General features: G+C 49.7%; 25 protein-coding genes and 1 pseudogene. 3 read left to right on the top strand and 23 right to left on the bottom strand.

Features of this window, described 5'->3' with window-relative positions:
* Window positions 1-3 precede the first annotated feature (3 nt).
* The 10 genes and pseudogenes from ACFVRY_RS09290 to ACFVRY_RS09245 all read right to left on the bottom strand — a co-directional run bounded on the left by ACFVRY_RS09290 (window position 4) and on the right by ACFVRY_RS09245 (window position 9,109).
* Window positions 4-891 (bottom strand): carbohydrate ABC transporter permease, encoded by an 888-nt coding sequence (locus ACFVRY_RS09290; RefSeq protein WP_387499452.1) that lies wholly within the window; start codon window positions 889-891, stop codon window positions 4-6.
* Window positions 892-918: 27 nt separating this feature from the next.
* Window positions 919-1,863, bottom strand: a complete 945-nt coding sequence (locus ACFVRY_RS09285; RefSeq protein WP_387499734.1) for an ABC transporter permease — start codon at window positions 1,861-1,863, stop codon at window positions 919-921.
* Between the two features lie 250 nt (window positions 1,864-2,113).
* Window positions 2,114-2,461, bottom strand: coding sequence for a nuclear transport factor 2 family protein (locus ACFVRY_RS09280; RefSeq protein ID WP_387499450.1), 348 nt, complete (start codon window positions 2,459-2,461; stop codon window positions 2,114-2,116).
* Window positions 2,433-2,819: a histidine phosphatase family protein gene (locus tag ACFVRY_RS09275; RefSeq protein ID WP_387499732.1), complete on the bottom strand. Its 387-nt coding sequence runs from the start codon at window positions 2,817-2,819 to the stop codon at window positions 2,433-2,435. The genes ACFVRY_RS09280 and ACFVRY_RS09275 overlap by 29 nt, the downstream gene beginning before the upstream one ends.
* A gap of 68 nt (window positions 2,820-2,887) precedes the next feature.
* Window positions 2,888-3,336 (bottom strand): annotated as a pseudogene (locus tag ACFVRY_RS09270) (GNAT family N-acetyltransferase).
* The gene (locus ACFVRY_RS09265) at window positions 3,302-4,234 is read right to left on the bottom strand and encodes an alpha/beta fold hydrolase (RefSeq protein ID WP_387499448.1); all 933 of its coding nucleotides are present in this window, start codon (window positions 4,232-4,234) and stop codon (window positions 3,302-3,304) included. Before ACFVRY_RS09265 ends, ACFVRY_RS09270 begins: the two are co-directional and overlap by 35 nt.
* A gap of 450 nt (window positions 4,235-4,684) precedes the next feature.
* Window positions 4,685-5,113: an L-fucose mutarotase gene (fucU, locus tag ACFVRY_RS09260; protein WP_387499446.1), complete on the bottom strand. Its 429-nt coding sequence runs from the start codon at window positions 5,111-5,113 to the stop codon at window positions 4,685-4,687.
* 19 nt (window positions 5,114-5,132) lie between these two features.
* The gene (locus tag ACFVRY_RS09255) at window positions 5,133-5,783 is read right to left on the bottom strand and encodes a class II aldolase/adducin family protein (protein WP_387428263.1); all 651 of its coding nucleotides are present in this window, start codon (window positions 5,781-5,783) and stop codon (window positions 5,133-5,135) included.
* 80 nt (window positions 5,784-5,863) lie between these two features.
* Window positions 5,864-7,315, bottom strand: a complete 1,452-nt coding sequence (locus tag ACFVRY_RS09250; RefSeq protein WP_387499444.1) for a rhamnulokinase — start codon at window positions 7,313-7,315, stop codon at window positions 5,864-5,866.
* Window positions 7,316-7,342: 27 nt separating this feature from the next.
* A complete protein-coding gene (locus tag ACFVRY_RS09245) occupies window positions 7,343-9,109 on the bottom strand; it encodes an L-fucose isomerase (RefSeq protein WP_387499442.1) in 1,767 nt (588 codons plus the stop codon).
* A 255-nt stretch (window positions 9,110-9,364) separates the two neighbouring features.
* On the opposite strand from ACFVRY_RS09245, the gene ACFVRY_RS09240 reads away from it, so the two are divergent.
* Window positions 9,365-10,147, top strand: a complete 783-nt coding sequence (locus ACFVRY_RS09240; RefSeq protein WP_387499730.1) for a DeoR/GlpR family DNA-binding transcription regulator — start codon at window positions 9,365-9,367, stop codon at window positions 10,145-10,147.
* Between the two features lie 198 nt (window positions 10,148-10,345).
* Here the strand turns inward: ACFVRY_RS09240 and ACFVRY_RS09235 are convergent, their stop codons facing one another.
* Together ACFVRY_RS09235 and ACFVRY_RS09230 are read right to left on the bottom strand one after the other, a co-directional pair.
* Window positions 10,346-11,743: a helix-turn-helix domain-containing protein gene (locus tag ACFVRY_RS09235; protein ID WP_387499440.1), complete on the bottom strand. Its 1,398-nt coding sequence runs from the start codon at window positions 11,741-11,743 to the stop codon at window positions 10,346-10,348.
* Between the two features lie 148 nt (window positions 11,744-11,891).
* Window positions 11,892-14,567 carry a YhgE/Pip family protein gene (locus tag ACFVRY_RS09230; protein ID WP_387499438.1) on the bottom strand — a complete coding sequence of 892 codons (2,676 nt, stop codon included), beginning with the start codon at window positions 14,565-14,567 and terminating at the stop codon, window positions 11,892-11,894.
* A 221-nt stretch (window positions 14,568-14,788) separates the two neighbouring features.
* Here ACFVRY_RS09230 and ACFVRY_RS09225 point away from each other — a divergent pair, with 221 nt between their 5' ends.
* Both ACFVRY_RS09225 and ACFVRY_RS09220 read left to right on the top strand, forming a co-directional pair.
* Window positions 14,789-15,319 carry a hypothetical protein gene (locus tag ACFVRY_RS09225; RefSeq protein WP_387499436.1) on the top strand — a complete coding sequence of 177 codons (531 nt, stop codon included), beginning with the start codon at window positions 14,789-14,791 and terminating at the stop codon, window positions 15,317-15,319.
* Window positions 15,320-15,527: 208 nt separating this feature from the next.
* Window positions 15,528-15,686, top strand: coding sequence for an asparagine synthase (locus ACFVRY_RS09220; protein WP_066373475.1), 159 nt, complete (start codon window positions 15,528-15,530; stop codon window positions 15,684-15,686).
* A 400-nt stretch (window positions 15,687-16,086) separates the two neighbouring features.
* Here ACFVRY_RS09220 and ACFVRY_RS09215 read toward each other — a convergent pair whose 3' ends face one another.
* The 11 genes from ACFVRY_RS09215 to ACFVRY_RS09165 all read right to left on the bottom strand — a co-directional run bounded on the left by ACFVRY_RS09215 (window position 16,087) and on the right by ACFVRY_RS09165 (window position 25,836).
* The gene (locus tag ACFVRY_RS09215; protein ID WP_387499728.1) at window positions 16,087-16,857 is read right to left on the bottom strand and encodes a class I SAM-dependent DNA methyltransferase; all 771 of its coding nucleotides are present in this window, start codon (window positions 16,855-16,857) and stop codon (window positions 16,087-16,089) included.
* 29 nt (window positions 16,858-16,886) lie between these two features.
* Complete coding sequence (locus ACFVRY_RS09210) at window positions 16,887-17,834, bottom strand: CvfB family protein (RefSeq protein ID WP_387499434.1); 948 nt, start codon at window positions 17,832-17,834, stop codon at window positions 16,887-16,889.
* Window positions 17,831-18,178, bottom strand: coding sequence for a ribosome silencing factor (rsfS, locus tag ACFVRY_RS09205; protein WP_387499432.1), 348 nt, complete (start codon window positions 18,176-18,178; stop codon window positions 17,831-17,833). The genes ACFVRY_RS09210 and rsfS overlap by 4 nt, the downstream gene beginning before the upstream one ends.
* Entirely contained in the window at window positions 18,175-18,753 is a 579-nt protein-coding gene (gene yqeK / locus ACFVRY_RS09200; protein WP_387499430.1) for a bis(5'-nucleosyl)-tetraphosphatase (symmetrical) YqeK, read from the bottom strand. Before yqeK ends, rsfS begins: the two co-directional genes overlap by 4 nt.
* Complete coding sequence (locus ACFVRY_RS09195; protein ID WP_387499428.1) at window positions 18,737-19,327, bottom strand: nicotinate-nucleotide adenylyltransferase; 591 nt, start codon at window positions 19,325-19,327, stop codon at window positions 18,737-18,739. Before ACFVRY_RS09195 ends, yqeK begins: the two co-directional genes overlap by 17 nt.
* A gap of 50 nt (window positions 19,328-19,377) precedes the next feature.
* Window positions 19,378-19,671 (bottom strand): ribosome assembly RNA-binding protein YhbY, encoded by a 294-nt coding sequence (yhbY, locus tag ACFVRY_RS09190; protein WP_066373463.1) that lies wholly within the window; start codon window positions 19,669-19,671, stop codon window positions 19,378-19,380.
* Window positions 19,672-19,728: 57 nt separating this feature from the next.
* On the bottom strand, window positions 19,729-20,598 hold the full coding sequence (gene aroE, locus ACFVRY_RS09185) for a shikimate dehydrogenase (RefSeq protein ID WP_387499426.1): 870 nt from the start codon (window positions 20,596-20,598) through the stop codon (window positions 19,729-19,731).
* A 17-nt stretch (window positions 20,599-20,615) separates the two neighbouring features.
* Window positions 20,616-21,743 carry a ribosome biogenesis GTPase YqeH gene (yqeH, locus tag ACFVRY_RS09180; protein WP_387499424.1) on the bottom strand — a complete coding sequence of 376 codons (1,128 nt, stop codon included), beginning with the start codon at window positions 21,741-21,743 and terminating at the stop codon, window positions 20,616-20,618.
* Window positions 21,740-22,267 carry a YqeG family HAD IIIA-type phosphatase gene (locus tag ACFVRY_RS09175; protein ID WP_387499727.1) on the bottom strand — a complete coding sequence of 176 codons (528 nt, stop codon included), beginning with the start codon at window positions 22,265-22,267 and terminating at the stop codon, window positions 21,740-21,742. The genes yqeH and ACFVRY_RS09175 overlap by 4 nt, the downstream gene beginning before the upstream one ends.
* 91 nt (window positions 22,268-22,358) lie before the next feature.
* Entirely contained in the window at window positions 22,359-24,590 is a 2,232-nt protein-coding gene (locus ACFVRY_RS09170; protein ID WP_387499422.1) for a DUF4129 domain-containing transglutaminase family protein, read from the bottom strand.
* Window position 24,591: 1 nt separating this feature from the next.
* The gene (locus tag ACFVRY_RS09165) at window positions 24,592-25,836 is read right to left on the bottom strand and encodes a DUF58 domain-containing protein (protein ID WP_387499420.1); all 1,245 of its coding nucleotides are present in this window, start codon (window positions 25,834-25,836) and stop codon (window positions 24,592-24,594) included.

Genomic DNA, 25,836 nt, shown 5'->3' with positions numbered 1-25,836 from the left:
GTTTCATCCTTTAATGGAACCGATCATAAACCCTTTAACAAAATATTTTTGCAGGAAAGGATATACTACTACAATAGGTGCAGTCGTCACAATCATGGTGGCAAGCTTCAGTGACTGCGAAGTTATATTCTTGGATACTCCGGTAGGCATTGCCGAGATCATCTGATTGGAACTCGACTGGGCAACCACCCGGTACAAGAAGGTTTGAATAGGCTGCAGATTGGGATTATTGATATAGATCATGCCTGTAAAATAATCATTCCATTGATAGACACCATGAAAGAGAGCTATGGTTGCTACTACTGGCATAGATACAGGGATAATAACCCTCAGGAATATTTTAAAGTCATTTGCACCATCAATTTTGGCCGCCTCTTCCAAACCTGCCGGGATCTCACGAAAGAAGCTCATAAAGATGATCAGATCGAAAAAACTAAAAGCTGCCGGAATGATATAAACCATGAAATTATCAAGTAGATGAAGATTCCGGATTAAAAGATAGGTTGGAATTAAACCTCCGCCAAAAAACATCGTAATGGTCCCGATAATCATATATAATTTACGCCCATATAATTCTTCGCGACTAAACGCATACGCTACCATAGAAGTAAACAGAACGTGAACCAGAACACCCAAGACCGTTTTCGCAACAGTAACGCCCATAGCCGTCATGATACCCTTACTATTAAATACAGCCTTGAAACTTTCTAAGCTAAACTCCCGAGGCCACCAATAGATCCCTCCCCGCATTGCATCGTTAGCATCATTGAAGGCATTTACGACAACATACCAAATGGGGTAAAGGGTGATGAAGCAGATGGCAAGCATCAAAATGCCATTTATAATCTCGAAAGTGAATTCGCCTTTCGTCTGCCTCTTCATTGAAATCATGTGCATTCCTCTTTTCATGTCAAAATACTAGAATAGTGAAGTATTATTAAGTTTTTTGGTTACAGAGTTAGCTCCGATTAAAAGAGTAAGAGCAATAACGTTCTTCAGTAGACCAACGGCTGTCGAATACGAGTAACGTCCTTCATTCAACCCCGTTTGATAAACATAGATATCGACAACATTACTTGCGCTTGCATTAAGCTGATTGCGGAGCACCAGAATTTGATCGAAATTGGAGTTCAATACACCACCAACAGCTAATATAAATAAGATGGAAATGGTACCCATGATAGACGGAAGCGTAATATTAAGGATTTTTTGAAATCTCCCTGCACCGTCTATAGTTGCAGCTTCATACAGCTCAGTGGAAACACCGCTAATCGCTGCAAGATATATAATGGCTGACCATCCGAGTTCTTTCCAAATGTCAGATGCAATGATTATTGTCCAAAAGTATTTAGCTTCCGCCAGATAACTTATCGGGGCATCTATAACATTCATAGCCATTAATATTTTATTAATCACACCTACATCAGACAGCCAAGTGGCCAAAATTCCTCCTAGAACAACCCAACTCAGAAAGTGAGGGAGATAGGTAATGGTCTGAACTGATTTTTTAAAGAAAACAGACCGAACTTCATTTAGCAATAAAGCAAATACGATGGGTAAAGGAAAACCAACAATCAGTTTGATTAAACTGATACCAAGCGTGTTGCGAATGACCTCGATTAGTGCATCGTCTCGCAAAAATTCTTTGAAATGATCCAAACCAACCCACGGAGCCTCTGAAATTGTGGAAATGATGTCATATTCCTTAAACGCGATGATAATTCCATACATAGGGATATAATTGAATACGATCATCCACGCTATACCAAGCAAAGCCATAACCTGAAGGTACCGCTGCCTATAAATTTTTCTGAATATCGCTCTCCACCCTTCCCTTCTCGCATTAGGCGTACTTGATTTCATAGTCATTTGTGAACTGGCTTTCATATCACTTATGCACCTCCAAAAAAACCTCTTTACGTTATTAATTGTAAACGGTTCATTTTTTTGAAACTAGGCACCGCATTCAAGGTAGAGTTACTAATTTTCAGGTAAGGTCCTTTCGCGTAGAAGTAATGGACATAGCAAAAAGCCGCTCAAACCTTCAGAAAGAAGGTTCAAGCGACTCGCTTAGCTGCTAATACAATTTATAGACTTGCTGCGCATAATATATTTAAGTAACTGGGGTCCCTTGATGGAAGAACATCTGCCATCTGCCATCTCTGTATTTCCAGATGGAACTGCGTAAGGAATACTGCTGCTTGTCCTCATTAAATATCCTGTAGGTTGTTAACGTCGTATCCTTGGACAAGGGATGAATCTCAAAATGGCTCAAAGTCATATTTACTATACCAATCCCCTCGTCGTGGAGACCCTCTTGCCTGTACCACACGTTTCCTGAACTGCCAAATTCGAAAAAATCATCACACAGCAATGTTGAGAGCTCTTCGACCGATGTACGAACCGCTGGTTGCAGCAACCTTTCTTCCAGTTCAAGTAGATGCGCTTTTAATGTAGCCATCGTATTGAAGACTAGTATTGTCTGCCGGGAAGAACTTGTTTGTATTGCTCCACGCCAGACGCTTTAAAATATGATAGATAATATTGATCACACCGCCATGCGTCACAACTAAAATATTTTCTATGTCACTTTGAGCGATGGATGCGGCGCATAACTGCTGGAAAGCTTCCTCAACACGGGTGAAATTCTCCTTAGGACTCTCACCGTCAGGATACCTTTGATCCCATTGCAAACTTGAAAAATATAGTCCAGGATATAATTTTCCAGCGGCTTCATTAGGCATCCCTGCCAGTACACCATTATTGGTTTCTCTCCAATCGATGCTCTGTTCGATCTCCAGTGCGAGCTTGCCCGCAATCCACCGCGGTATTCTTCCTCATCCGCTCCATGGCGGAGAAAGTATATCCCCATAACCTCACCACCTAATTAGTTTTCCCTCTCAGCAATCGTCTTGATGAAATAATGGTGCCGGTTGCCCAGCGGCGCATCCTCAAAGTCACAGCAATTTCCTTGTATCCATACTGGGGATAGAAGTCCGGCGCCTGAAAGCTGAAAGTGTTCAACTGGATGAAGGTGCAGCCTTGCTCGCGCGCAATCTCCTCAATTCTCTCTAGCAACTTCGTACCATAGCCTTGTCCACGTAGCTCTTCCTCCACCCAAAGAATCTCTACCTCGACCCAGTTCCAACAGAGGACCGCCAGCATGCCGCCGACAATTCGCCCCTGCTCGTCCTTTACCGTCAGATGAATTTCCTCGTACCGGGAGCTCAAGGACTCCGGCACCTGCCTGGCATTGAATTCAATTAGCTTGCGCCGGACAATTTGCGCCTCCTCTGCCATACTATGATAGGCTCCGTATGGCGTCAATAACGACATCCGGCCGGTAAATCTGAATAGAGTGCCAGCTATCCCTTACTACAATATGCTGGGTACAGGATGTGAGCTCTGCCAGCCGAAGCTGCTCCCTATGCCACTCTTTGTCCTGCTGGCCTGCACTTAGCACAACGATCGGCAAATCTTCACGCAAACGCTCGGCCGTAGCCAACTGCAAGGCACTTTCATGTGCATCCAGCAGTTCAGCATAGAGCGTCTTGTATGCACTGCTCCTATATCCGGCGGCCTTAACCTGCTCTAGCATAGGAGATGGTAGACGCTTTGAACCGATATGACGGCCAGTCAGCCTGGGAATCGCAGCCGGAGACAGTAGATAGCCTAGTCTCAATTGATTCAAGCTATCCTTGTGGCGTCTTCCCTGCTCAGACATGTCCGATACAAGATAACGTCCCTCATGGACGGCATCCACCAGAATCAAACCCTTCACTTCATCCGGGTACTCTGCTGCAAACAGCCTCATCACCATTCCGCCAAAAGAATGACCTACAAGCACGTACGGGGGTTGCAGCTCCAAGGCAGCCAGCAGGCTACGTAGATCTTCAACATACTGTTTGCAGGTTGCAGGCTTGCCCGAGCCCTTGCTCCAGCCTAGTCCGGCGCGATCATAGGCTACAACCGTAGCATCTCGAGACAGATCCGGCTGCACCAATGACCAATCCAGTAGATTTCCGCCCATCTCGGCTTCCAAGACGATCGTCGTTCTGCCGCTCCCGGTGACATGCGCATGAAGCTCACGGGAGCCGATGCTGATGTGCTTTCCTGCAGGCTTATATCGAAATCTATCATATTGCGTCCACAACGCCTGTGTACATGTTAACGGAAAAAAAGCAGCGGCAATCGTGTAACGAAGATAGTTGTCCAGCTTAGGGATCGTTGACAATCCTCTCACCTCTTCCGAGTTCTTGTTATACGGTCAGTATAAAGAATCGGCTGTAGAGAAAAAGAGAAACTTTTCGTCAAGGATTGCCTATTTTGAATAGAGAAGGAGGATAAAGATACATATCACCGGGATACTTCGCTTCTGATCGGAGTGTATCAACAAAGGACTCTGTGTTTCAGAGGCCGTATTTATTCCCGTGAATACCATCGCTACTTTACCATAAATGGAAGAATAGAAGCGTTCTGAAATGAACTTTACGATGGCAATCAAGCTCAAAAAAGCGAGAAGAACAGTTATATAAAATACACTTAAATAGGAATAATATAAGCGGCAAGTCCGCTTTGTCCACAAAAAAGAAACCGTACCTATCGGTAGGCAAGCTGTAGCTTTGTACGCCAGCCTCTCCTGCAAGGAACGGTTTCTTCTATACGTTATCCTTATGTCCTTAGCTTAGGAGCGGATAACCCCTTTTTTCAAAATTACATTGCCATACAGCGCCTCTTCTCCAGTGACTACAACGGCATAGCTCTGCTTCGAGCGGTCGTAAAAGTCGAACCGGGATTCATGTCCGATCACTGCTTCAGCATCATGCTTCGCCAGAATCTCCTTATACGTCTCCCAGACCACCGGGACTGTAGGGTCCCCAGGCACCACAGACATGAATGCTGCTTGATGCTCAGCATAATGATCCAGCGGGAACAGCTCCAGAATCGCATCCAGCAGTTCCGGAATACCGATCCCATCGTACCGAATAACCCGGGAATGATGAGAATGACCTGGAAAGTTGGCGTCCGCCAGCACAATTTCATCACCATGGCCCATTTCCATCAACACAGCGACCAGTTCAGGCGACAGCAATTTAGGAATCTTTTTCAACATCGGAATCCCTCCTCCGAGACTACATGCCGTAGAATGACCGCAATGCGACCAATTCTTCAATACGATGCTGTGGCAATTCCCGCTCTCCATCAAGCATACGGGCCAGATAGGTCAGCTTCGCAGTGAACTCCAATCGCTCCATGTTCATGTACGCACTCATGACATCCTTGCCCCAAGTCAGCGCACCATGGCTCTCCAGCAGTACAGCCGTTTTCTTGCCCAGGAAAGGCTCCAGCGAGTCTGGAATTTCATTGGTGGAAGGCGTACCGTACTTAGCAATAGGTATATCCCCCATCGCAATGACGGATTCCGGCATTAGCATCTTATCCAGTGCTTCCCCCTTGATAGCAAAGGCAGTGGAATATGGCGGGTGAGCATGCACAACCCCGTTCATCTCCGGCAGCTCATTGTAAATCTTCAGGTGCATCTTTACTTCCGTAGAAGGACGGTAGCCTTCGGCTGCCTCCAGAATGTCCCCCTGCAGATTCACTTTGACCAGCATGTGAGGCTCCAGATAACCTTTGCTGACGCCCGTTGGAGAAGCTAGCACTTCGGTGGCCGACAGGCGGGCCGAGATATTGCCGTCATTAGCGGCTACAAAATCCTTATTAAACAGGTTCTTCCCAATCTCACAAATCAGGCGACGCAACTTCTGTTCATGATTCTCCATACGGTAATCTCTCCTCTTATCCATGTAATATATATGTTCAACACCAAAATCGTTGCTTGGCCTCTACGTATCCGCAGGCGCTACAAGCGTGAAGGGTTCGTACGATGACTGGGCTGGTAGATAATCAGCGAACTGGAATGGGCAATGAGTTCGCTCACCGCAGCCCGTTCTATCAAATCTAGTGCTAGCAGCCCAGTCACTATATTTCCGATCGCGCTGGCCTCTACGGGCCCGGCTACGACTTCTCGGCCGGTCCGGTCAGCCGTGAGCTGACAGAGAAGCCGGTTCTGAATTCCCCCGCCGACCATATGAATGACACGTACCGGTTCACCAGTGATTTCCTCCAGCTCATCTATTGCGACGCTGTAAGCATGGGCGAGACTCTCCACAATAATACGAGCCGTCTCCCCAGGGGTACGCGGCTCCGGCTGCCCTGTTCTCCGGCAGTATTCAGCGATTCGCTGCGGCATATCGCCCGGGGTCGCGAACAGCGGATCGTCGGGATTGATAATCGCGACGGCCGGACCAGCTGCTGCAGCCAGCTTTGCTAGCTCGGCGTGACCGATACGCAGACCCGACGCGGCCCAGTGACGCTGAGATTCCTGCAGAATCCACAATCCGGTGATGTTTTTCAGTACCCGATTCGTACCGCCATAACAGCCCTCATTCGTGAAGCCATACGCATAGCTCTGGTCTGTGATCACAGGCCCTTCACTCTCTCTACCCACTAAAGACCAGGTACCACAGCTGATGAACGCAGCCCCATCCTTATCGACATAAGGAATAGAAGCTAAAGCCGAAGCCGTATCATGGGAAGCGCCAGCGATCACCTTCATAGCTTCCAGACCCAGCTCTTCCTGAATAGCCGGTGTCACCTCACCCAGCACGGTTCCAGACGCGACGACAAGTTCAGGAATCAGCGAGATGGGCAGGTCCAGACGCTTAAAGACTTCATCCGAAGGTTCACCGGTTACCGCGTCGGCCAACCCGCTAGTACTCCAGATCGACTTTTCCGCAGCCGCTACGCCGGAGAACAGATAGTGAAACAAATCGGGCGTCAGCAGCATTGTTTTGGCTGATTCCGCAAGGGAGGGGTGGTCCTGCAAATCAGCGTAGAGCTGATAGACGGTGTTAATCAGCGCCGGCTGATTGCCGGTCAACTTGAACTGTTCACGGGGTGGAATCCGTTCTTCCAGACCGGAACGGTGGGGCTCTGTCCGCTGATCACGGTAATGGTGCGGTGCATAGAGCAACTGTCCCCTGTGATCAATGAACCCGTAATCCACGCCCCACGTATCCACACTCAGCGACAGCAGCTTCCCATGCAATCGTGCGGCCTCGCGCACGCCTTGCTTGATCTCGTGAAATAGTCTCAGCACATCCCAGTGCAAATGCCCTTGAACCTGTACTGGTATATTGTCAAAACGGTGAATCTCCTCGACCTGAATCGTGGAACCGTCATAACTTCCTAACATGACCCGGCCTGAGCTGGCGCCAAGGTCTATGGCAAGGAGTTTGTGGGTCTCGCTCATCTTCCTTCCCCCTGCCTACTCCAAATTTTAATAGAGTGGTCCAAAGTTCTGGCAGGCTCTGTAATCTGCACTTTCCAGATCCTCTGTACCGAAGAGCGACCAGACACGTGGTCTGAAGATCCGTTCTTCCTCTACGTTGTGCATGCTAACCGGAATACGGAGAATAGAAGCCAGCGTGAGCAGGTCTGCACCGATATGACCATAGCTGATAGCGCCATGATTGGCTCCCCAGTTATTCATCACATCGTACACCGATTTGAACGAACCCTGGTCCGTCAGTTTCGGTGCGAACCAAGTAGTCGGCCAAGTCGGGTCGGTCCGCTGATCCAGCGTGTGATGCACATCCTCCGGCAGATCTATCGTATAACCCTCAACAAGCTGGAGAACCGGTCCAAGACCCTTCACCAGATTCAGACGCGCCATCGTTACTGGCATGCCACCCTTGGTCAAATAATCAGTCGAGAAACCGCCCCCGCGGAAATACTCCTGCGAAGCCGGACGGAATTCGGTCTTCTCCAGACAGGTCTTTGCTTCCTCATCCGTGATCTCCCAGAACGGCTTGATTGCCGGCTGGCCATCAATAGTCTGTTCTCCAGTGCCATCCAGTGCTGCAGAACCTGAATTGATCAGATGCAGGATGCCGCCAGCCGCTTCGCCTTCCAACTTGTGACCGGTCACGCGTTCCACAGCTGATGGACTCCAGTAAGTGCGGACATCGGCAAAGATTTGTGCCGTATTCGTCAGCAGATAGTTGAACAGCATGGTTACGCCGTTTAGGCTGTCATTCTCTGTCGCGAGAAGATAAGGCGCCCGTCTGCCGTTCCAGTCAAAGGACGAGTTAAGAATCGTCTCCATAAAGTCGCCATTCGGAAAGTGATCCGTCCAGTGCCGTTGGCCCTGGAATCCAGCAGCAATTGCATTATGACCGTTCGCTTCTTCCGCGAAGCCAAGCTTCTCAAGCTCCGGATTGCCGACCATGAGATCACGGGCAATCAGCGTCATTTTCACAACAGTTTCCCACTGGCTATCCTTCTGCTCACGGCTGATCTGGAGATGTGCCGGGTTGTTGTCTGCACCCTCAGCGCAGCTCTCCTTCACCCAAGCCAGTGCACGCTCAAATTCCTGCTTATCATAAATGCCCTCTTCCATGCGGCGCACAAATTCGGACATATCCACATATTCATTACGCATGCCAAGGTAATCCTGGAAGAACTGCTCATTCACGATCGAACCGGCAATCCCCATGGATACCGAACCCAAGGAAAGATACGATTGGCCTTTCATGATAGCAACGGCAAGCGCAGATCTCGCAAACTGCAGCAGTTTGCTCTGCACATCATCAGGGATAAGTTCGCTGTCGGATTCCTGTACATCTTCGCCGTAAATACCGAAGGCCGGAATTCCTTTCTGTGCGTAAGCAGACAGTACTGCTGCCAAGTACACGGCTCCTGGACGTTCCGTACCATTAAAGCCCCACACCGCATGCGGAATGGTGGCATCCATATCCATCGTTTCCGAGCCATAACACCAGCAAGGCGTCACAGTAATCGACACCCCTACATTGGCTCCGGCAAATTTATCGCGGGCGTTTGCCGCTTCCTTAACCCCACCGATTGTTGAATCAGCAATTACGCACTCTACAGGTGAGCCGTCGGGATATTTCAAGTTCTGTTGTAGAAACTCAGCCACCCGCTCCGCCATTCCCATGGTCTGTACTTCCAGCGATTCACGTACCCCGCGTCTTCTGCCATCAATGGTCGGACGAATCCCAATCTTCGGATATTTAACTGCCACTGTACTTCCTCCTCAGCATTACATTAAGTTTGGTTTAAATAATCTAATTTATATAATTTCAACTTCAGCCAACAATCATTTCTTTTTCATCATAAAAGGTGTAAACGCTTAAGTCAACATAAAAACCACAATTAATTGAATGTTAATGTGGTATTATGTGATATTATATTTATTAAGTGTGGTTTTTCATTTGATTAGATTTCTTTTGCATTTATAATCCTTGTAGTAAACTAGGAGATAGAGATATTGAAAAAGGTGAGTGAACGGATGAAGGCATTTGAACGGCGGGACCTGATTATTACAGAGCTGTACCGGAACAGAAAAGTCCATGTTGCGGACTTGGCACAGAAGTTTCAGGTGTCAGAGGAAACGATTCGACGCGATCTGGACAAGCTAGACCGGGACGGTCTGGCCAAGAAAAACTACGGCGGTGCCATCCTGAACGCCCATACCAATGAAGACCCCTCCTATGCCAGCCGGCATCAGGTCAACATTGAGGCCAAGCGGCTGATCGCAAACAACGTGCTGGACCTCATCAACGATGGCGATAGCCTGATGACAGATACCAGTTCGACAGCCTTTGAGGCGTTACGCCGGATCATCGAAGTGAAGAGCAATCTGACGATCATCACCAACTCGCTGGTGGTGTTGTCAGAATTTCAGCATTCCGGGCAAAAGCTGATCTCCACTGGCGGTACACTAGGCCCCGAGACCAGTTCCTTCGTTGGCCCAAATGCTTCGCATACCATTCAGAAATACAACGTGGATGTGGCCATTTTCAGCTGCAAGGCATTGTCTATGACCGGCGGAGTCAGTGATTCCAATGAAGCGGAAAGCGAACTGAAGGTGCTGATGCAGCAGCAGGCTAATAAAGTGGTCCTACTCGTGGACCATGCCAAATTTGATCGAATTGCGTTCATCAAGCTGCTGAGCTTTGATAAAATCGATTATATTGTTACCGACCAGAAGCCTTCCGAAGAATGGGTTGAGTTCTTGAAGAAGCATCAAGTATCTCTGATCTATTCGAATGAAGAGTAACCCTGTCATAGAAAAGGAACAAAAAAAGAATCTCTACGTTAAATAGAGATTCTTTCTTCATTTTAGAAGTATAGCCATTATCTTCTATAAGTAAGTATAGAGTCTTAGCTACCCGTTCCATGAATCAAAATTTTGATAGATGGTTGGCTAGTAGTAACATCCGCAGCATAGGCAGGGACCGCAACGGTCAGAGCCACGCTAAAAACAACCAGCAACGTACTCAGTTTTCTTTTCATTCAGTCTTTGCACCTCACTAATTAATTTTTTGTACTTCTCTTGATTTTCTCTAGTTGTTAGATGCCGGATTTCTTCAAATAACCCGACACATTGAATCACACAGCTGTCATTATTTATTTTAACAGAAAGTTCCAAACTTTTTAATATATAATAGACACTTTTTTTATATTTATTGGTTCGCATATAGTAGGTAGCCAGTTCGCATAGAAGATTAGTATATTTGTCTGACATGACCTGCATACTAAGTTTCCCCAATTTACTCCGGTGTTCCTTATACATTAAATGAGATTGGAACTGTGTGATAACCTCATCTGCATTGAACCCAATACGATTCGCTGCTTGCATGATTTTGATAAAAGCTGGTAGGACTTCATTTTCTCTAGTTTTTATATACGCTACGTATTCTGAAAGGATTTCAACTTCCCCATTCATCAGACGATGCAGATATGTATTGGCCACAGCCCATTCCTTGAACTGTTCCATGATCCACTTGGCTTCATCACTGTCTTCACATATCCAGCTAGAATCGGAATATAAGGTTGCATACCTTATGGCCTGCTCATAATCGCCGTTCTCATGACTGACCGATGCTCTTAATAGATAGGAATATAAAATATAAAAGCAAAGCGGCTTTTCGGGTTCCTTTTGCAAGGAGCGGTTAATATACCTCTTATATTTGTTTTCATATTGAATGAATGCCTTTTCTCCCATTCGCTTAGCCAGGGAATCTACATTGTTCCAGCGATGAAGCGAAGTGTAGATATTCGCCAAATCCCGCAGCGCATCCAGTTGATCACTTTCATCCAACCGCTCGACAAAATACTCGAAATACACCGCAGCCCGCAGATTGGCATCCTGATCATACCCTAATGCGATCTTGAACAGTCGGTACTGACATAGAGCCAGTCGCTCGGAATGCTGATACTTCTCACTTTCGGCAACGCTTTCGTACAGAATCGCAGCAGCTTCATATTTGTCATCATTAAAAAAGTCTTCAGCCGTCTCAAACAGAACCTGGGCATACATCAGATTATCCATCAAATTAGCGGCTATCCTTCGGATACACTCCAGCCTGTTCAAGTCGGCACAACGTTGAAGGAAGGGGCCCAATCGCCGCCAGTTGGGGGCAGAATGCACGAAGCATTCATCAACATACAAATCATACAAGGCGCCTTCCGCAAGTCCCATCCCCGAGGTGATGCGCTCAAGCTGCTGCATGGCAATCGGACGGTTACCGCTGACAAGTCTGCTGAGCGTGCCGGAATGAATCCCGGAAATTTTGGAGAATTGGCTCACCGTTAGGTTATTATCTCTCAGATACTTGTCCAACTCCGCCCGGATTGTGGTCTCTGGATTCAAACAAACACCACCTCCAAACCCATATATTAGAATTAAAGAACATTTATACCTATATATTAGATGTAAATAATACACAGGTCAATAAAATGGTTGAGTTTTCAAAGATATCTTTAGGATATTGAGAACTTTTTCTTGTTTCGCCATATTTTCAGGAAATCAGCTTTGATTTTTCCGCCTGTTCTGCGGCCTTGTGAATGAACCGCTCCAGCGGCTTCTTAAGTGTCAACGCTATCAACAGAGCAATCAAACCAAATCCAACTAGATACAGAGCATCCCGAATGGCCACCTCCGGCAATATACCGCCAACCGCTTCCCGCAGCAGACTAATCGCATAGGTGAAAGGCATGAACGGATTCAGCGCCTGGAAAAAAGGACCGGTAGTGCTGATGGGAAAAGTCCCTCCAGAGCTGGAAAACTGCAGCACCATGAATACGATGGCAATCCCTTTACCGATGTTGCCGAACACAGAAACGAAAGTGAAGACGATCGTCACGAATACGATACTGATCAGCATCGCGAATAGGATGAACCACCACTTGTCGGCCACATAACAGTTCAAGATAAAAATATTGCCCAGTGCGGCCACCAGCGCCTGTAAAATGCCTACGGTGAGAAAAGTAAGCAGTCGTCCGAAGTAGAGCTGATACGACTTATAGACTATGCCCCCTGTCTCCACAGAGGTGCGTAGCAACGAGATCAACAGCGTTCCGCCCACCCATATAGAGAGCACCACGTAAAAAGGTGTCATGGCTGACCCGTAGTTCGGGATTGGATACAGCTTATTCTCCTTGAGGATTACGGGATTGGCCAAAAAATCACTTTTGGACTTGATGTCGCCCCCAAGCAGATCTGCAATCTGCTCCAGATTCACCTCTTGTTTGATCTGGCGGATCGTCGCCGCGGCTTTGCGGATGGCGGCCTCCAGCAGCGGCAGGTCATCCCGCACCAGCTCTGCGGCGCGCTCGACCCCCTTGTCCGCCTTCGGCAGCCCGGTACGGATCAGGTCCGCTGCCTTGCGGACCTTCTGCTCTACCGCCGGCAGGTCGTGGCGGGCAAAATCCGCCGCTTCGTGGATTCGCTGCCCCGCGGCGGGAAGCCCCTGCTGGATCCGCGGCAAGACATCGCGGACAAAAGTGCTGAAGCGCTGCAGCTTGTCCGCAATCCCTGCGGCCGAGGTATGGACGGCCGCCCTGATGGCGGGCAGATCCTTCTGCAGCGCCGCTAAGCCCTCCTGCCCGTATTGTATGGCCGCCGCTGCATCCTGCAGGATGGCGGCCAGCGCGGGCAGGCGCTCCGGCACCTGCTGGAGCCGGGTCGCAGCATCCTGTGCAGCCGCAGTCAGTGGCTGCAGTGCGCTTTGAATGGCCGGCAGCGCATGGGTCTCGAAGCGGGAGATCAGCCGGCCAAGTGCCGTTGATCCCTGTCCCGCTCCAGTGCTAAGCTGCTGCAGCTTGCCATCGTCCGGTTCGCCACCGGCTTCCAAGGCCGAGGCAAGACTTCCGGCTAGCGCGGATTGATCGGCGAATTGGTCCCGGACCCCATCCAGAGCCTGGATTTCGGCCGCAAGCGCATTTCCGGACGACAGCTCATCGAGCGAAGTCAATAACGAGATCGTGCGGTCCAGTACATTTTTTCCAGCGGCAAGCCGGGTTAGATTACTATTAAGCGCGCTCAGCGCAGCCGCTCTCTCCAGTGTACCCGCCTTCAATCCATCTGCAAGCTGAGAGACAGCATTCTCCGTCTGCTCCAGCAAGTACAGATTCTGCTTGATCACAGGGGGAATTGCAGCGAGGGCCGCATTGTTCTTCTCGATAAACTGCTGCAATTGCTGACCAAAGGCACTTCCGGCAGCGGCAATCTTGTCAGCCTGTGGCAACGCCTTAATTGCTGCATCCACGATTTTTCGCCCATTTTCCAGGTCCAACCCCGCCTTGTCTAACACCCCGGCCACGTCATCAAAATGCTCATCCAGTCCGCTGACGAGCTTCGCTGCCCGCTCAAGCTCCGGCAGTTTGGACTCTAGGTCTGTCAAATGCCCTGCCGCTTCACGAATCTCCGGCCAGTGGTCATCGACCGTTTCTAGTGCCGTCCCTGCCTTTTCGACCTCTGGCAGCTTCTGTTCCAGCGTCGCCAGTCGCTCTGCCGACTGGTGAATTTGCGGCCACTCCTGATGGATTTTCAGCACTGTTTTCCCAGCGGCTTCAATCTCTGGCAGGTTGTCCTCCAATAGGAATAATCCCTTCTCCACTCTGCGGATCACAGGCAACTCAGACTGAAACTGGCGGTCGATCCTGCCAAGGGCGGTCAGCACCGTCTCACTGAGGGTAGCGGTAAAATGCTCGCTAATCTGGGACGTGATGGATGACGCACCCTTGGCCGTAATTTTAGGTGCAATCGCATTAATCTTCTCATTCACGGTGTATTCGATTTCCGGCTTATTCAGCCTACCTTCCAGAATACCGGACATTTTGCTGGAAAAATCCTTAGAGATGACGACACTGGCATAATAATCCCCGCGTTGTACCCCATGCCTGGCCTGCTCTGCATCCACAAAGGTCCAGCCCAGACTTGTATTATGATGCAGGCTTTCCAGGACCTCCTCGCCGATGTTGAAACTCTTGTTATCCACGGAAGCCCCCTCATCGAGACTGGCTACTGCAATCTTGATCCCTGAAGTGTTGCTGTAGGGGTCCCACACGGCCGCCACGTTCACCCAATCATAGATGGAAGGCAGCACAACTAGCGCAGCAATGAGCAGAACTGCCGTCGGGACCTTGAACACGTTGTGCCAATCACTTCGGTAGATACGGATAATTCCAGCCATTTCCCAGTCACTCCCAGCCTCAAGTTTGGATATTCTAATATGCCCGGAGCAGCCTTCGTTTACTATGAATGGCGACTATTCACTTTTTTTGCAGCAGTCCAAAAATAGTTGCAACCTTTCCAGCATTTCATCGTTATTAGTAGTACAATACTCGTTTGATTAACAACCCAAAGGGTAATTAATCTTATACTGTGTATCACAATGCCAAGGGGGAGATTTCATTGTTCAAGAAAAAGTCAGCTTATGTCCTGCCCGTTGTCGTCCTGTTATTCCTGTCCCTCATTACATCGGCAAGCACAGTCGGAACCCTCGCCAGTGCGGAAGGCCGCGGTGACACCGTTCAGCATGCAACCGTGTATATTCATTCTCTTTATTCAAGTAAAGGTGTCTTGTCGGCAAGCACGGATGAGATTGAATGGTACCAAGGTGTCGAAGCAGACAAAATTTTTGCCCAAAGAGAGCCGGAAGCCGCAGCAGAGCTGGGCGGAACGCCTGATGGATATTATATAGTGAACGACAGTCAGACACTCACTACCTACAAGATAGCCCCTGACGCAACCGTGACTATGCAAATTTATGATCGTACCGGCAAGCTGGAGGATATTGATGTTCACTGGAACGAGAAAATAAGCCTGGAGGAATTCACGCATCAGTTTGCCAAGAATCACAATCTGGATCTGAGCCAGTTCCCTTACCACCTCACGATCAAAGACGGCGTTATCACATCGATCGTTCAGCAATATATCCCTTAACTCTGAAAATTCAAATAGGCTGGGCCCGCTTGGAAGGACGGTATTATCCCCTTCAAGCAGGCACAGCCTTTTTAGGTCCTTCTTCTCAACCTTCTGATCCTCCTTATTCTTCTCTCTCCATTCATCCCCAGTGAAGAAGCTGTATAATTGTCACTCCCTCTACCCACACTAAACATGTCTTTCAAACCACCGAGAAGGAGTGTTTCATATGCGTGAAGGTCTGATACCAACCGTTCTTGGAACCGTAGTTACTGCTTCTAGCGCCGCTTTTCTTGGCAGCAGGTATAAGATGGCTGCAACCGGCGTACTTGGATTTGGTCTGGCGCATATTGTGCTCGGCGCCATTGATCTGTTTGAGCATCGGTAATTGGGTTGAAGGATACCGGACCGCTCGTGCCCAAAGCACGGTGGTCCGGTTTTTTTTGCAGTCTCTTCCATACCAAAAATGGCCCCCCTTCACAGGTGGACCATTTAATATACTATTGAGATTTTCAAAGGCGGCCGCCTGCGAAAATCGCACAACCTGCTGCCGCCTAAGGCTCATGCTTGAGATTAGGGGCGGTGCTTTCCGCTCGAACAAGAGCGAAGGGCCGGAGGAATTCTGGAGAAACGATAGTGTTCGCCTTTAAAGTCCGATTTCACCCTATAATCTCTTATTACAATCAGAAATCGGACTTTAACAGCGATCGGAAGAAACCTCCGGCCCGCAGCGGCTCCAGTTCAGCGAACCCCCGCCCCTAGTCTAAATCAGTGAGCCACCCAAACCATCATTTTACACAAATATAAAACAACCGCTGAGCATCGTCATCCGCCTTAACCCATTCAAAATCGGCGAACGTCTCCACGCTGGAGAAACCCGCCTTGAGCAGCTCCGCTTTTAACCATTCCGGTTCGTAAGCGCGCTGGATGTGAGTCTCCTCGAAACGCCGGTACAAACCGTTGCCTCTTTCTTCACGGGCGAATATGGACAGATGATGCTCAATCTCGCGTCGTGGCACGTCAAGCTCACAAGTCCAGATATAGGATACTGATTCCTCATCCAGAATAAAAGGCTGTTCTTCCTCATAGCGGATCAGCGTATTCGGGTGATGAACGTCGAACAGGAATGTTCCTCCTGGCTTCAACCCAGCATAAGTACGGGCGAAGACTGCGCGAATATCTTCCTCTTCCACGACATAGTTCAAGCAATCACAGAATGAAATTACAGAATCCACCGGCTCGGGCAGTTCCCAGGCTTTCATATTCTGATTGACCCAACGAACGCTTCCCTCTCTGAGAAAACGCCGTCCTTGAGGATGATCCTCCATCTTGCGCTGAGCAACAGCTAGCATGTCCTCAGAGAGATCAATGCCCGTCATCCGGTAGCCAGCCCCTGCCAGCGGAATCGTGATTGTCCCCGTTCCGCAGCCTAACTCCGCCACCGTCAGCGGCTTGCCGTATTTGCTCCAGGCCGTCTCGGCAAATGTAATCCAGTCTGGATAGGGCATGTCCGCCATCAGCTCATCGTATACATAAGCAAATTTCCCGTAGGAAGGCACTGCGTTCACCGCACTTTCTATAATCAGGCTTATTGTCCGTCTTGGCTGGATTCGCCCTCGTTGGCACCTTTTCCTTCATTGGCACCATCCTCCTGCGAACTGGCCAGGTAAGTCCAGTTTTCCTTCTGGGTGACCAGGCCTTCCTTCATGAGTTTGCCAAGCGCCCGTTTGAAAGCTGATTTGCTGATGCCAAAACGCTGCTTGATAATGTCCGCAGGCGTTGCATCCGAATAAGGCATCGAGCCGCCAGGACGGGATTTCAGGAATTCCAACAGTGTCGTGGAATCCACATCACGACCGACTTCCTTGCGCTGACTCATCGTAAGATTGACCCGGCCATCCTCGCGGATATGCGATATCCGCGCCCCGACCTGTTCGCCCAGGCGAAGCAGGCGGCTGCGTTCAGAGGAATGAACCATGCCGATGATGCCAAAGCCCAGTACACCGGCATCCACAAGGACGAATGTCCCCATTTGCAGCGGCTTGTACACTCTGGCGGAGACGGTCTGGCCCTTCCAAGACTCTGGTGCTGCCACCGCGAGCGGAGCTAACTCCTGTTCCCCAGCTAGTTTCGCACGCAGACGGCCCTGTTTATCGTGTTCCATAAGAACAAACACCTTATCGCCAATCTGAGGCTTAAGCTCGTTCAGATCAGGCAACTCACGGATGGGAAGCAGCAGTTGACGGCCAAGTCCCATTTCCAGAAAGCAGCCCAACCGGGGATGGATGTCAGCTACTTCAAGCAGCGCCAATTCGCCAAGTTGCAGGTAAGGCTTATTCAAGGTAGCGGCAAGGCGGTCTTCAGTGTCAAAGAAGATGAACACTTCCAGCTTGTCGCCCGCTTTAGGTTTGCTTTTATTAGCCAGCTCCGTATAGTGAAGCATGACCTCTTCGTCACCGTTGGTCAAAAAATAACCGTAAGGAGATACTTCACGCGCTACCGTTAAGGTAACTGTAGTTCCAGCAATCAGGTTCATACAGTCTCCACAACCTTGGCATCGGACCATAGACGCTCAATATTGTAATATTCGCGCTCATCGCGGTGGAAGACATGGACAACTACATCTCCCAGATCCATCAGCACCCAACGCGCAGAGTCCATCCCTTCGATACCACGGATGACACCGCCTGCTTCATGTACGACTTTACGAATCTCGGTAGCGATAGCTTGCACCTGGATATCGGAATTACCATGACAGATGACAAAGTAATCACTGATCGGTGAAATATTGCGCAAATCCAGCGCAACGACATTCATTGCTTTTTTATCTTCAGCAGCTTTAAGCGCCAGCTGCAATAACTTACTAGGTGTTGGACTCATTCTTTTTCCTCCAATATTCTGACTAAATCATTTCGGGCCAGTACGGTTAGCGGAAACACAATTCGGCGTTTCTCGAGCAGCAGGCTGATGGTAGAATCGAAACCGGCGACTAGCCCGTCTTCAAGACTGACTTTCGCCTGCTTGCGGATGTGATTCACACCCGGAAAGTCGCGTCCTGGCTCTATATAATCGGCGAGGCAAACGACCTTCTCCAATATTCCCATACCCTCACGGCCTGAGGTATGATACCTTATGGCATCCAGCACCTCGGAATCGGTAATGCCATAATCATGTTCTGCGACAAAAGCTCCCACCTCTGCATGCCAAAGCTGCTTGTCATGCGACAACAGCTCTTTGGACAAACCATTCTGCTCCATAATGTCCCGCATACGTTCCACAGGCCAATATTTAGCTACATCGTGCAGAATGGCTGCAGTTTCTGCGCGAACAGGGTCAGCTCCATAGGTCTCCGCCAGCTTGACGGAGGACTCCATGACGCCCAGCGTATGCTTCCATCGCTTGTCGGGCATCTGCGCAGAGACTGCCTCAATAAGCGCTTCACGACTGTATGTCATATAGTCCACCCCTTTGTACATATTCATAAACACCATCCGGTACCATATATCGGATCGACCTGCCTTCAGCCGCCCGTTGCCGCAGCATCGTCGATGATATATCCACCTGTGGCATATCCGCAAGTGTAACCCGGCCGGCAATATGTTCAGGCAGCGCCTCCAGATCCAGCGGCGTCCCGGGTCTGCCCACACCGATAAAGGTCAGGCGCTGCACCAGCTCATCGATAGACTGCCATTTGGGCAGGTACTGCACCATGTCGGCACCGATTATAAAATAAAACTCCGACTTCGGATGTTCGCTCTGCAGTTCCCTGATCGTATCAATGGTGTAGGAGACTCCGCCTCTAAGGACCTCCAGGTCCAGTGTACGGAAAGAGGGATGATCCTTCACCGCCTCCTGTACCATGGCCAGTCTATCTTCTCCGGATACACCTGCTTCATGCTTATGAGGGGGTATATGTGAAGGCATGAACCAGACCTCATCAAGACCGTAGGTATCCCTTGCCGATTCCGCCGCCAACATATGACCGATATGGGGAGGATCGAAAGTCCCTCCCATGATTCCAATCTTCAAGAGGTTCGCCTCCCCGTTTCCTTTTCGATTCCCGTTAAATGCCTGCTATGTTAACGCGGAAGTTCAATCGTCTTGTTGTCACGGGATTCTTTGTACAGAACGATGGTCTTCCCAATAACCTGTACTAGCTCTGAACCTGATTGCTCAGCCAGTGCAGCACCGATTTCCTTTGGATCTTCAATATTGTTATTCAGCACACTGATCTTCATCAGTTCCCGTTTTTCGATGGCTTCCTCGATATGACGGACCAGATGATCGTTCACCCCGCCTTTGCCGACTTGAAATACAGAATCAAGATGATGTGCCAGCGAGCGCAGGTACCGTTTTTGTTTTCCAGTTAACATAAATGAACAAAACTCCTTAATTAACATATTATTACCCTAAACCAGTAAATTCATTGCTTATGCCCCACCGCCGAGACTTTCCTCAATGGTTTGGCGCATAATATCCACAGGAGCAGTCTGACCTGTCCAGTATTCAAGAGCATAGGCTCCTTGATAGACGAACATCCCCAGCCCCCCGTGAATGATACAGCCTCTTTCAAGGCTCTCCGTAAGCAGCCGCGTGTGCAGCGGGTTATAGATTAAGTCGCTGACCACCATTCCGGGGTGCAGCAGTGCCGGATTTACCGGTAGCCCGTCGATATGGGGATACATCCCGACAGATGTGGTGTTGATCAGCACATCGATATCCTTCAAATGCTCCGCCATGTCATCCAGGGAGATTCCGGTCAGGCTTCCCGATCCGCTCCATTCTGCCGCCAGATCCTGAGCTTTGTCCGCTGTGCGGTTCGCAATGACGATGGAAGCAGGTGCTTCCTGAAGCAGGGCAGCCACAATTCCTTTAGCTGCTCCACCTGCCCCAATCACCATGATCCGGGCACCGGAAAGATCAGATACCGCCTCCGCCTTCAAGGAACGCACATACCCGATGCCGTCTGTATTGTAGCCTGTGAGCACACCATCATCATTGACAATGGTATTCACAGCGCCGATAGCAAGCGCACTCTCATCTAGTCGATCCAGATATTCCATGACTGCTACCTTGTGGGGAATCGTGACATTGACCCCGCGAAAGCCCAGTGTCCGAATCGCGTGCACGGCCTCGCCGAGATCCTCAGGCTTCACATGCAGGGGCACGTAAGCCCCAGGAATGCCCATAGCTTTCAAAGCGGCACCGTGCATCAGCGGGGACTTGGTATGTCCGATCGGGTCTCCCATTACACCCAGCAGGATATCACCGTTCTTGTACTTCACGGCAGTAGATCCCATACTGGCCGTCCCCCTCTCTAAATCAGCGAAGGGCGTGTAAGCACCTTCACGCCGCGTGGAACGTGAACGGCCACAACCGCACCTTCCGTTCCATTGATTTTAATCCAGCCCAGACCCGAAATATATAGATCGCTGAGGCTGTTCCGGCCAATACGGAATTCATGACGCTGCCACTGCGGCAGCTCATCCATAATATCTGCTGCCGGAGGTGACAGCATGACGCCGCGATGATTCGCGTATAGCTCGTCAGCACGCTCAAGCTTCGTGCGATGAATGTTCAGTGTTCCACTAATAAAACAGGTAAACGACTGACGTTCTCCTTGCACAAAATCAAATCGTCCCAGTCCGCCAAAGAAGAGCGACTGTCCTGCATTCAACTGATACACGGCCGGCTTCAGTGGATTTACAGGCATAACCGCATCCAGATCACGGCGGTGCACCAACTCACTGTAACGCCAAGGATAGACAATCCCTGGAGTATCAATAATGTAATGACCATCATCCAGTGGAATCTTCACTGTATCCAAAGTTGTGCCCGGATAGCGTGAAGTCGTCAATTCCTGATCCAGATCGCTATAGTCTGAGATCAGACGGTTAATCAGAGTGGATTTGCCGACATTGGTCGCACCCACGACATAGACATCGCGTTGACCGCGCAGTTCAGAGACCGATTCCAGCAGTCGGTCAAAGCCTTGATTGCGCTTTGCGCTGCAGAGCACAATCTCTGCTGTACGCAATCCATGCTCTTTGCAGCGTTGTTGCACCCAGTTGCGAACTTTATTCCAGTTCGTAACCTTAGGCAGCAAATCACTTTTGTTCACTGCGAGAATGACAGGGTTGTTGCCGACAAAGCGCTGCAGACCCGAAATCAAACTGCCTTCAAAGTCGAACAAATCGACGATATGAATGACAAGGGCATTCTTCTCGCCTACTCCGCTCAGCAGATGCAGGAACTCATCCTGATCTACCGATACGGAAGAAGCCTCATTATAGTTCTTGATACGGAAACAGCGCTGACAGATCACAGGCTCCCGATTAAAAGCCGACTCGGGGATGAAGCCTGGAAGCTCTCTGTCCTCGGTCTGAAGCTTAATGCCGCAGCCGCTACATTTAACAGGGCGCTGTGTTTCACTGTGTTGATTCATTGGGGTTTTTCCTCCTCGTGCCACAATCCTTTTTTGCGGAGCCTGCTTTGGGCAATCCGCTCTACCCGACGGTTGAACCTTGTGCCGATTCCCTCATCCTTAATGGAAATGGGTAACACAAGCACCGTATACAAACCAAGCCGGTTGCCTCCATACACATCGGTCAGCATTTGATCGCCCACCACAATCGTTTGATTAGGTGACAGATCCATCAGCTTCATGGCCTTATGGAAGGGCGCATTGATTGGTTTGCGGGCCTGATGTACAAATTCAATGCCCAGCGGTGTGGCAAAACGCGAGACCCGGTCCATATTATTATTGGATACAATAATCAGCTTGAAACCCAGTTCCTTCACCTTCTGGAACCATACCAGCAGTTCAGGAGTCGCTAACGGTGCCTTTGCACCGACCAGCGTATTATCCAGATCCGTAATGATGCCCCGGTAGCCTTGCTGATACAGCTCTTCCAGAGCAATATCGAACACCGTATTCACCCGGAGCTTCGGGACCAACTTTTCAAACAATACGTTCACCTCGATTTCATACAAAAAACTATATCATACTCTATGGCCTTCGCAAACAAAGCCAAGGCAGAATTTCATCTGCCTCGGGGCTTCATTTCCCGGCTTTCATGCTTTTCCGCAGCCGCAAAGCTTCAGTATACACTGTGCGCCAGTCTTTGTCTTCTATAACATCCGGACTGTATTTCGCCTGTTCGAACATGCCGAGCAGAACCGATAAATTTTCAGCTGCCACAGGCCGTTCCTTGCTCCAACGAGCCACTGATTCACGCAGCGTTTCATGGCTTTCTTTACTCATGCCTCTGCGTCGCATATATTTGACCCACCGTCCGGTCTCAATTAGCACTTTCTGATCGGGGGTCAAAGGACCTCCGCCTTTGAGGCGCTGCAGCAGAAAACGCAGCTTGAGCCGGTGGTTCCAAAGCTGGAACCCAGCCCACAGCAACAGTACAGCCGCAGCTAATACCACTGCCCAGGTTCCTATACGAAATCCCTTTTGGTCTGACGCTGCAGCTTTGGCTTCTTCTTGTTTCTCCTGGTTCTCTTGATCCGATGGAGTATCACGGTCTGGAGTCTCATTCTGTACTAATAACGGAGCATTGAAGCCTGGCGTCGCCTCGACAGGAATCCAACCATAGTCTCCAAAATACACCTCGGCCCAGGAATGGGCATCCGCATCTGTAATCGTATAATTGTTATTGGCTGCTCCACCCGGACGCATTCCCAGATTATCCGGCAGCTCGGGTTGCTCTCCCGGCGCATAGCCCTTCACCCAGCGGGCAGGAATATTCAGGGAACGAGCCATCGTGACAAGTGCGGTAGAGTAGTAATCGCAATAACCTTCCTTAATTTCAAACAAGAAGCTATCCACAAAGTCAGAACTTTTGGCACGCGAGAGGTCTGGCTGATTGGTGTATGGAAAGTTCAACTGTAAATATTGTTGCAATAGCGCTATCTTTTCATACGGAGTGCTGGCATCGGCCGTAATCTCCTTGGCCAACTCCTTTACACGATCCGGGAAAGCCCCTGGTAACTTCAATAGCGCCGGATCAATCTCTTTTCCGCCGTACAATTGATCAAAACTAATCTTGCTGAGCTCCTGAACAGGAATGATTGGAACCGCAGAAGTCACTTCATAAGTCTGAGGGTAGGGCCGCTTCTTCCCATCCGCATCCCATAGCAACTCACTATCCCGGTTCCGCCAGAACAGGCCATCGCTCTGAGCTTCTTCGTTGACAGTATCTACTGTTGCAATAGAGTAGCCCCCGAAGATTACCGGATACTCATAGGTGTTCAGCATCCTTACCGTTTGCTGTAACTCACGAGTCTGTACCTTCGAAGGGATAGCGTCCAGAGCTGCGCCAACCTCTGTATGCCGAAGCGGACCTCTGGTCAGCCGATCATCATCACTCCAGCCTTTCCCCGAATATACGGTTCGGGTCTCTCCACGCATATATGTGCGCAGATCGGATATAACGCTCATCACGGGCGCATAATCAAAATTGAAACCACCGCCCAGCTTGTTATCATCCAGACTGTACCCGGATGAGGTTTTATTGGCGGAATTCTTCCCACCGCTTGTGTCAGTTGAGCTTGAGATGCCGCCACCGGTACCAGGGCCATCGCCACTCCATTCTTTCCAAGCCGTATAAGGGTCGGTCAATGTAGGCCGAACCTCCGGCATGTTGATACCTGTAAGAATGACCAGTGAAAAAATAATGGCGATATTCACAATGGCTTTCAAGGGATAATCCAGCAAATAGGACCAGCCGTGCGGATAGCGAACCTGAAAGCTGCGCAGATGCTGACTGACCAGCCAGCCCATCCCTGCAAACACTGTCCACGCAACCTCCTGCCACAACACCGAGGATGTGAAGGAATCCAGAGCCCCGAAGGCAGCAATGTTCATCCCGATAAACATCAGAATGCGCGCCTTTGTATTGACCCAACAGGAGGACAGCAGCAACAGCGCCCACGCTCCAAGGACAAAAGCCAGATACGGTGCAGACTGAGCTGCTATATCCGTCAGCCATTCTCCTTTGGTCTCATAAATCATATCTGTATCATAAATTCCAAAATGCTGAAGCGTACGGTACAGGAGATACAGCACTGCACAGGCTTCGATGAGCAGGCGATATACCCGCTGAATGGGCAATAGTATTTCTATAATGGCTACAGCAACAAGAACAATCATTACGGAGGCTGTCGTCTCTCGCAGCCAAACCGGATCAGTATAAGAAAGCCATTGCAGGGCAATGATGGTCGCCCATAAGAGACTAAACGCATAATGCCAGTTTGATTTCATTAGATTGAGCCAGCTTTTCATCTCAGGACTCCCCTCCCAATACAGCAGGAAGATCCTGAAGCGAATCAATGCTGTAGCCAGTAACCCCGCGTGCCTTCAAAATTTCCAGCCAGCTCCCGCTGCGATTCATCCCTGCAGAATTCTGCACATGTAGATGGGAAGGGGTCATGCCACGGCTTTCCGCCCAGCGCAAGGTCTCCAGCACAGGCTGTCCACTCAGCGGGCTGACCAGCACGAAATAAGCGCCCTTGGGGAACATTCGGTGTGCCTTCTCCAGCCGGGCCACAATAGAGCCTCGACCCTCGGCGTTGATATCTATCAGATAATGCACCATCTTCTGCCGCTCTGCCCCACTTTCAGCTGGAGAGAAGACCTTGGTAGTCTTATCCAGACAGCATAAGCCAATGCCAATCCGTTCACGGATACCAAAGCCAAGCAGTGAAGCCGTTATCGAAATCGCCAGTTCCAACTGCGCAGCCGTATCATATGCTCCCGAGCCTCCGTCCAGGACAATCATTGTCTTAGGGATCGATTCATGTTCGAATTCCTTAGACTTCCAAGCTCCAGTCTTAGCGGTAGCGTTCCAGTGAATGCGGGTCAGACGATCACCGTACTCATAATCGCGAACACCGTTGATTTGCGTGGTCTCGCGTCTGGACTGGGCCAGAGAGACCTGTGGACCAGCCAGCCTTGATTTGCGCTCATACAGCTGCCAGCGTGGAATAAATATCGCCCGGGGAAGAACGCGGAACTGTCCCCCGGCCGCAAATGAACCTTTGTGTTCCACAAGCCCGAAGATGTCCTCACTGAGAATATCCGTCTCCCCGAAAGTATAGCTGCCGCGTTCCATTGACGGCGTCTGAAAACGTAATTCCCCCTGACCCTTGAGATTCGTAATCAAGCTATCTTCGAATACCCAGCTCTCACCGTTATGCCGTTTCATGACCTCACGCACAACAACATAGGGCAGCGGCAGAAATCCGGGGATCGTTACGTTAAGCTGCACTCGAAGATGTCCGCCTGCGGACAGCAGATCGGGCTTCTCCTGCTCAGAATAGAAGCTGCGGGAGCCAGTAGCCCGGCGAACACCGCCGAGCCCTCCAATAATTAAATAAAGGATGAGAACAGAAACCATAATAAACAGCATAATCGATGTTTTTCCGCCCTGAAACAATACGTACAGCAGTGTGATGCCCCAAATTGCGAGGATGCCGGCGAGCTTCGCCGGCTGGATGACAGCGGCCGCCGCAGACAGATAACGTCTCAT

It is taken from the genome of Paenibacillus sp. NPDC057934, from assembly GCF_042887565.1.
Lineage (GTDB): Bacteria > Bacillota > Bacilli > Paenibacillales > Paenibacillaceae > Paenibacillus_AQ.
Note: the sequence above shows the minus strand (reverse complement) of the source record. Positions and strands in the feature narration are given on the sequence as shown.

What these genes read in the sequence shown, in the direction of transcription:
- ACFVRY_RS09210 (WP_387499434.1), bottom strand. Translation starts at nt 17,834, where the DNA reads ATGAACCTGATTGCTGGAACTACAGTTACCTTAACGGTAGCGCGTGAA.
- ACFVRY_RS09250 (WP_387499444.1), bottom strand. Translation starts at nt 7,315, where the DNA reads ATGAGCGAGACCCACAAACTCCTTGCCATAGACCTTGGCGCCAGCTCA.
- ACFVRY_RS09285 (WP_387499734.1), bottom strand. Translation starts at nt 1,863, where the DNA reads ATGAAATCAAGTACGCCTAATGCGAGAAGGGAAGGGTGGAGAGCGATA.
- yqeH (WP_387499424.1), bottom strand. Translation starts at nt 21,743, where the DNA reads ATGAATCAACACAGTGAAACACAGCGCCCTGTTAAATGTAGCGGCTGC.
- aroE (WP_387499426.1), bottom strand. Translation starts at nt 20,598, where the DNA reads ATGGGATCTACTGCCGTGAAGTACAAGAACGGTGATATCCTGCTGGGT.
- fucU (WP_387499446.1), bottom strand. Translation starts at nt 5,113, where the DNA reads ATGTTGAAAAAGATTCCTAAATTGCTGTCGCCTGAACTGGTCGCTGTG.
- ACFVRY_RS09230 (WP_387499438.1), bottom strand. Translation starts at nt 14,567, where the DNA reads ATGGCTGGAATTATCCGTATCTACCGAAGTGATTGGCACAACGTGTTC.
- ACFVRY_RS09170 (WP_387499422.1), bottom strand. Translation starts at nt 24,590, where the DNA reads ATGAAAAGCTGGCTCAATCTAATGAAATCAAACTGGCATTATGCGTTT.
- yhbY (WP_066373463.1), bottom strand. Translation starts at nt 19,671, where the DNA reads ATGTTAACTGGAAAACAAAAACGGTACCTGCGCTCGCTGGCACATCAT.
- yqeK (WP_387499430.1), bottom strand. Translation starts at nt 18,753, where the DNA reads ATGACATACAGTCGTGAAGCGCTTATTGAGGCAGTCTCTGCGCAGATG.
- ACFVRY_RS09165 (WP_387499420.1), bottom strand. Translation starts at nt 25,836, where the DNA reads ATGAGACGTTATCTGTCTGCGGCGGCCGCTGTCATCCAGCCGGCGAAG.
- ACFVRY_RS09255 (WP_387428263.1), bottom strand. Translation starts at nt 5,783, where the DNA reads ATGGAGAATCATGAACAGAAGTTGCGTCGCCTGATTTGTGAGATTGGG.
- ACFVRY_RS09220 (WP_066373475.1), top strand. Translation starts at nt 15,528, where the DNA reads ATGCGTGAAGGTCTGATACCAACCGTTCTTGGAACCGTAGTTACTGCT.
- ACFVRY_RS09280 (WP_387499450.1), bottom strand. Translation starts at nt 2,461, where the DNA reads ATGGCTACATTAAAAGCGCATCTACTTGAACTGGAAGAAAGGTTGCTG.
- rsfS (WP_387499432.1), bottom strand. Translation starts at nt 18,178, where the DNA reads ATGAGTCCAACACCTAGTAAGTTATTGCAGCTGGCGCTTAAAGCTGCT.
- ACFVRY_RS09290 (WP_387499452.1), bottom strand. Translation starts at nt 891, where the DNA reads ATGATTTCAATGAAGAGGCAGACGAAAGGCGAATTCACTTTCGAGATT.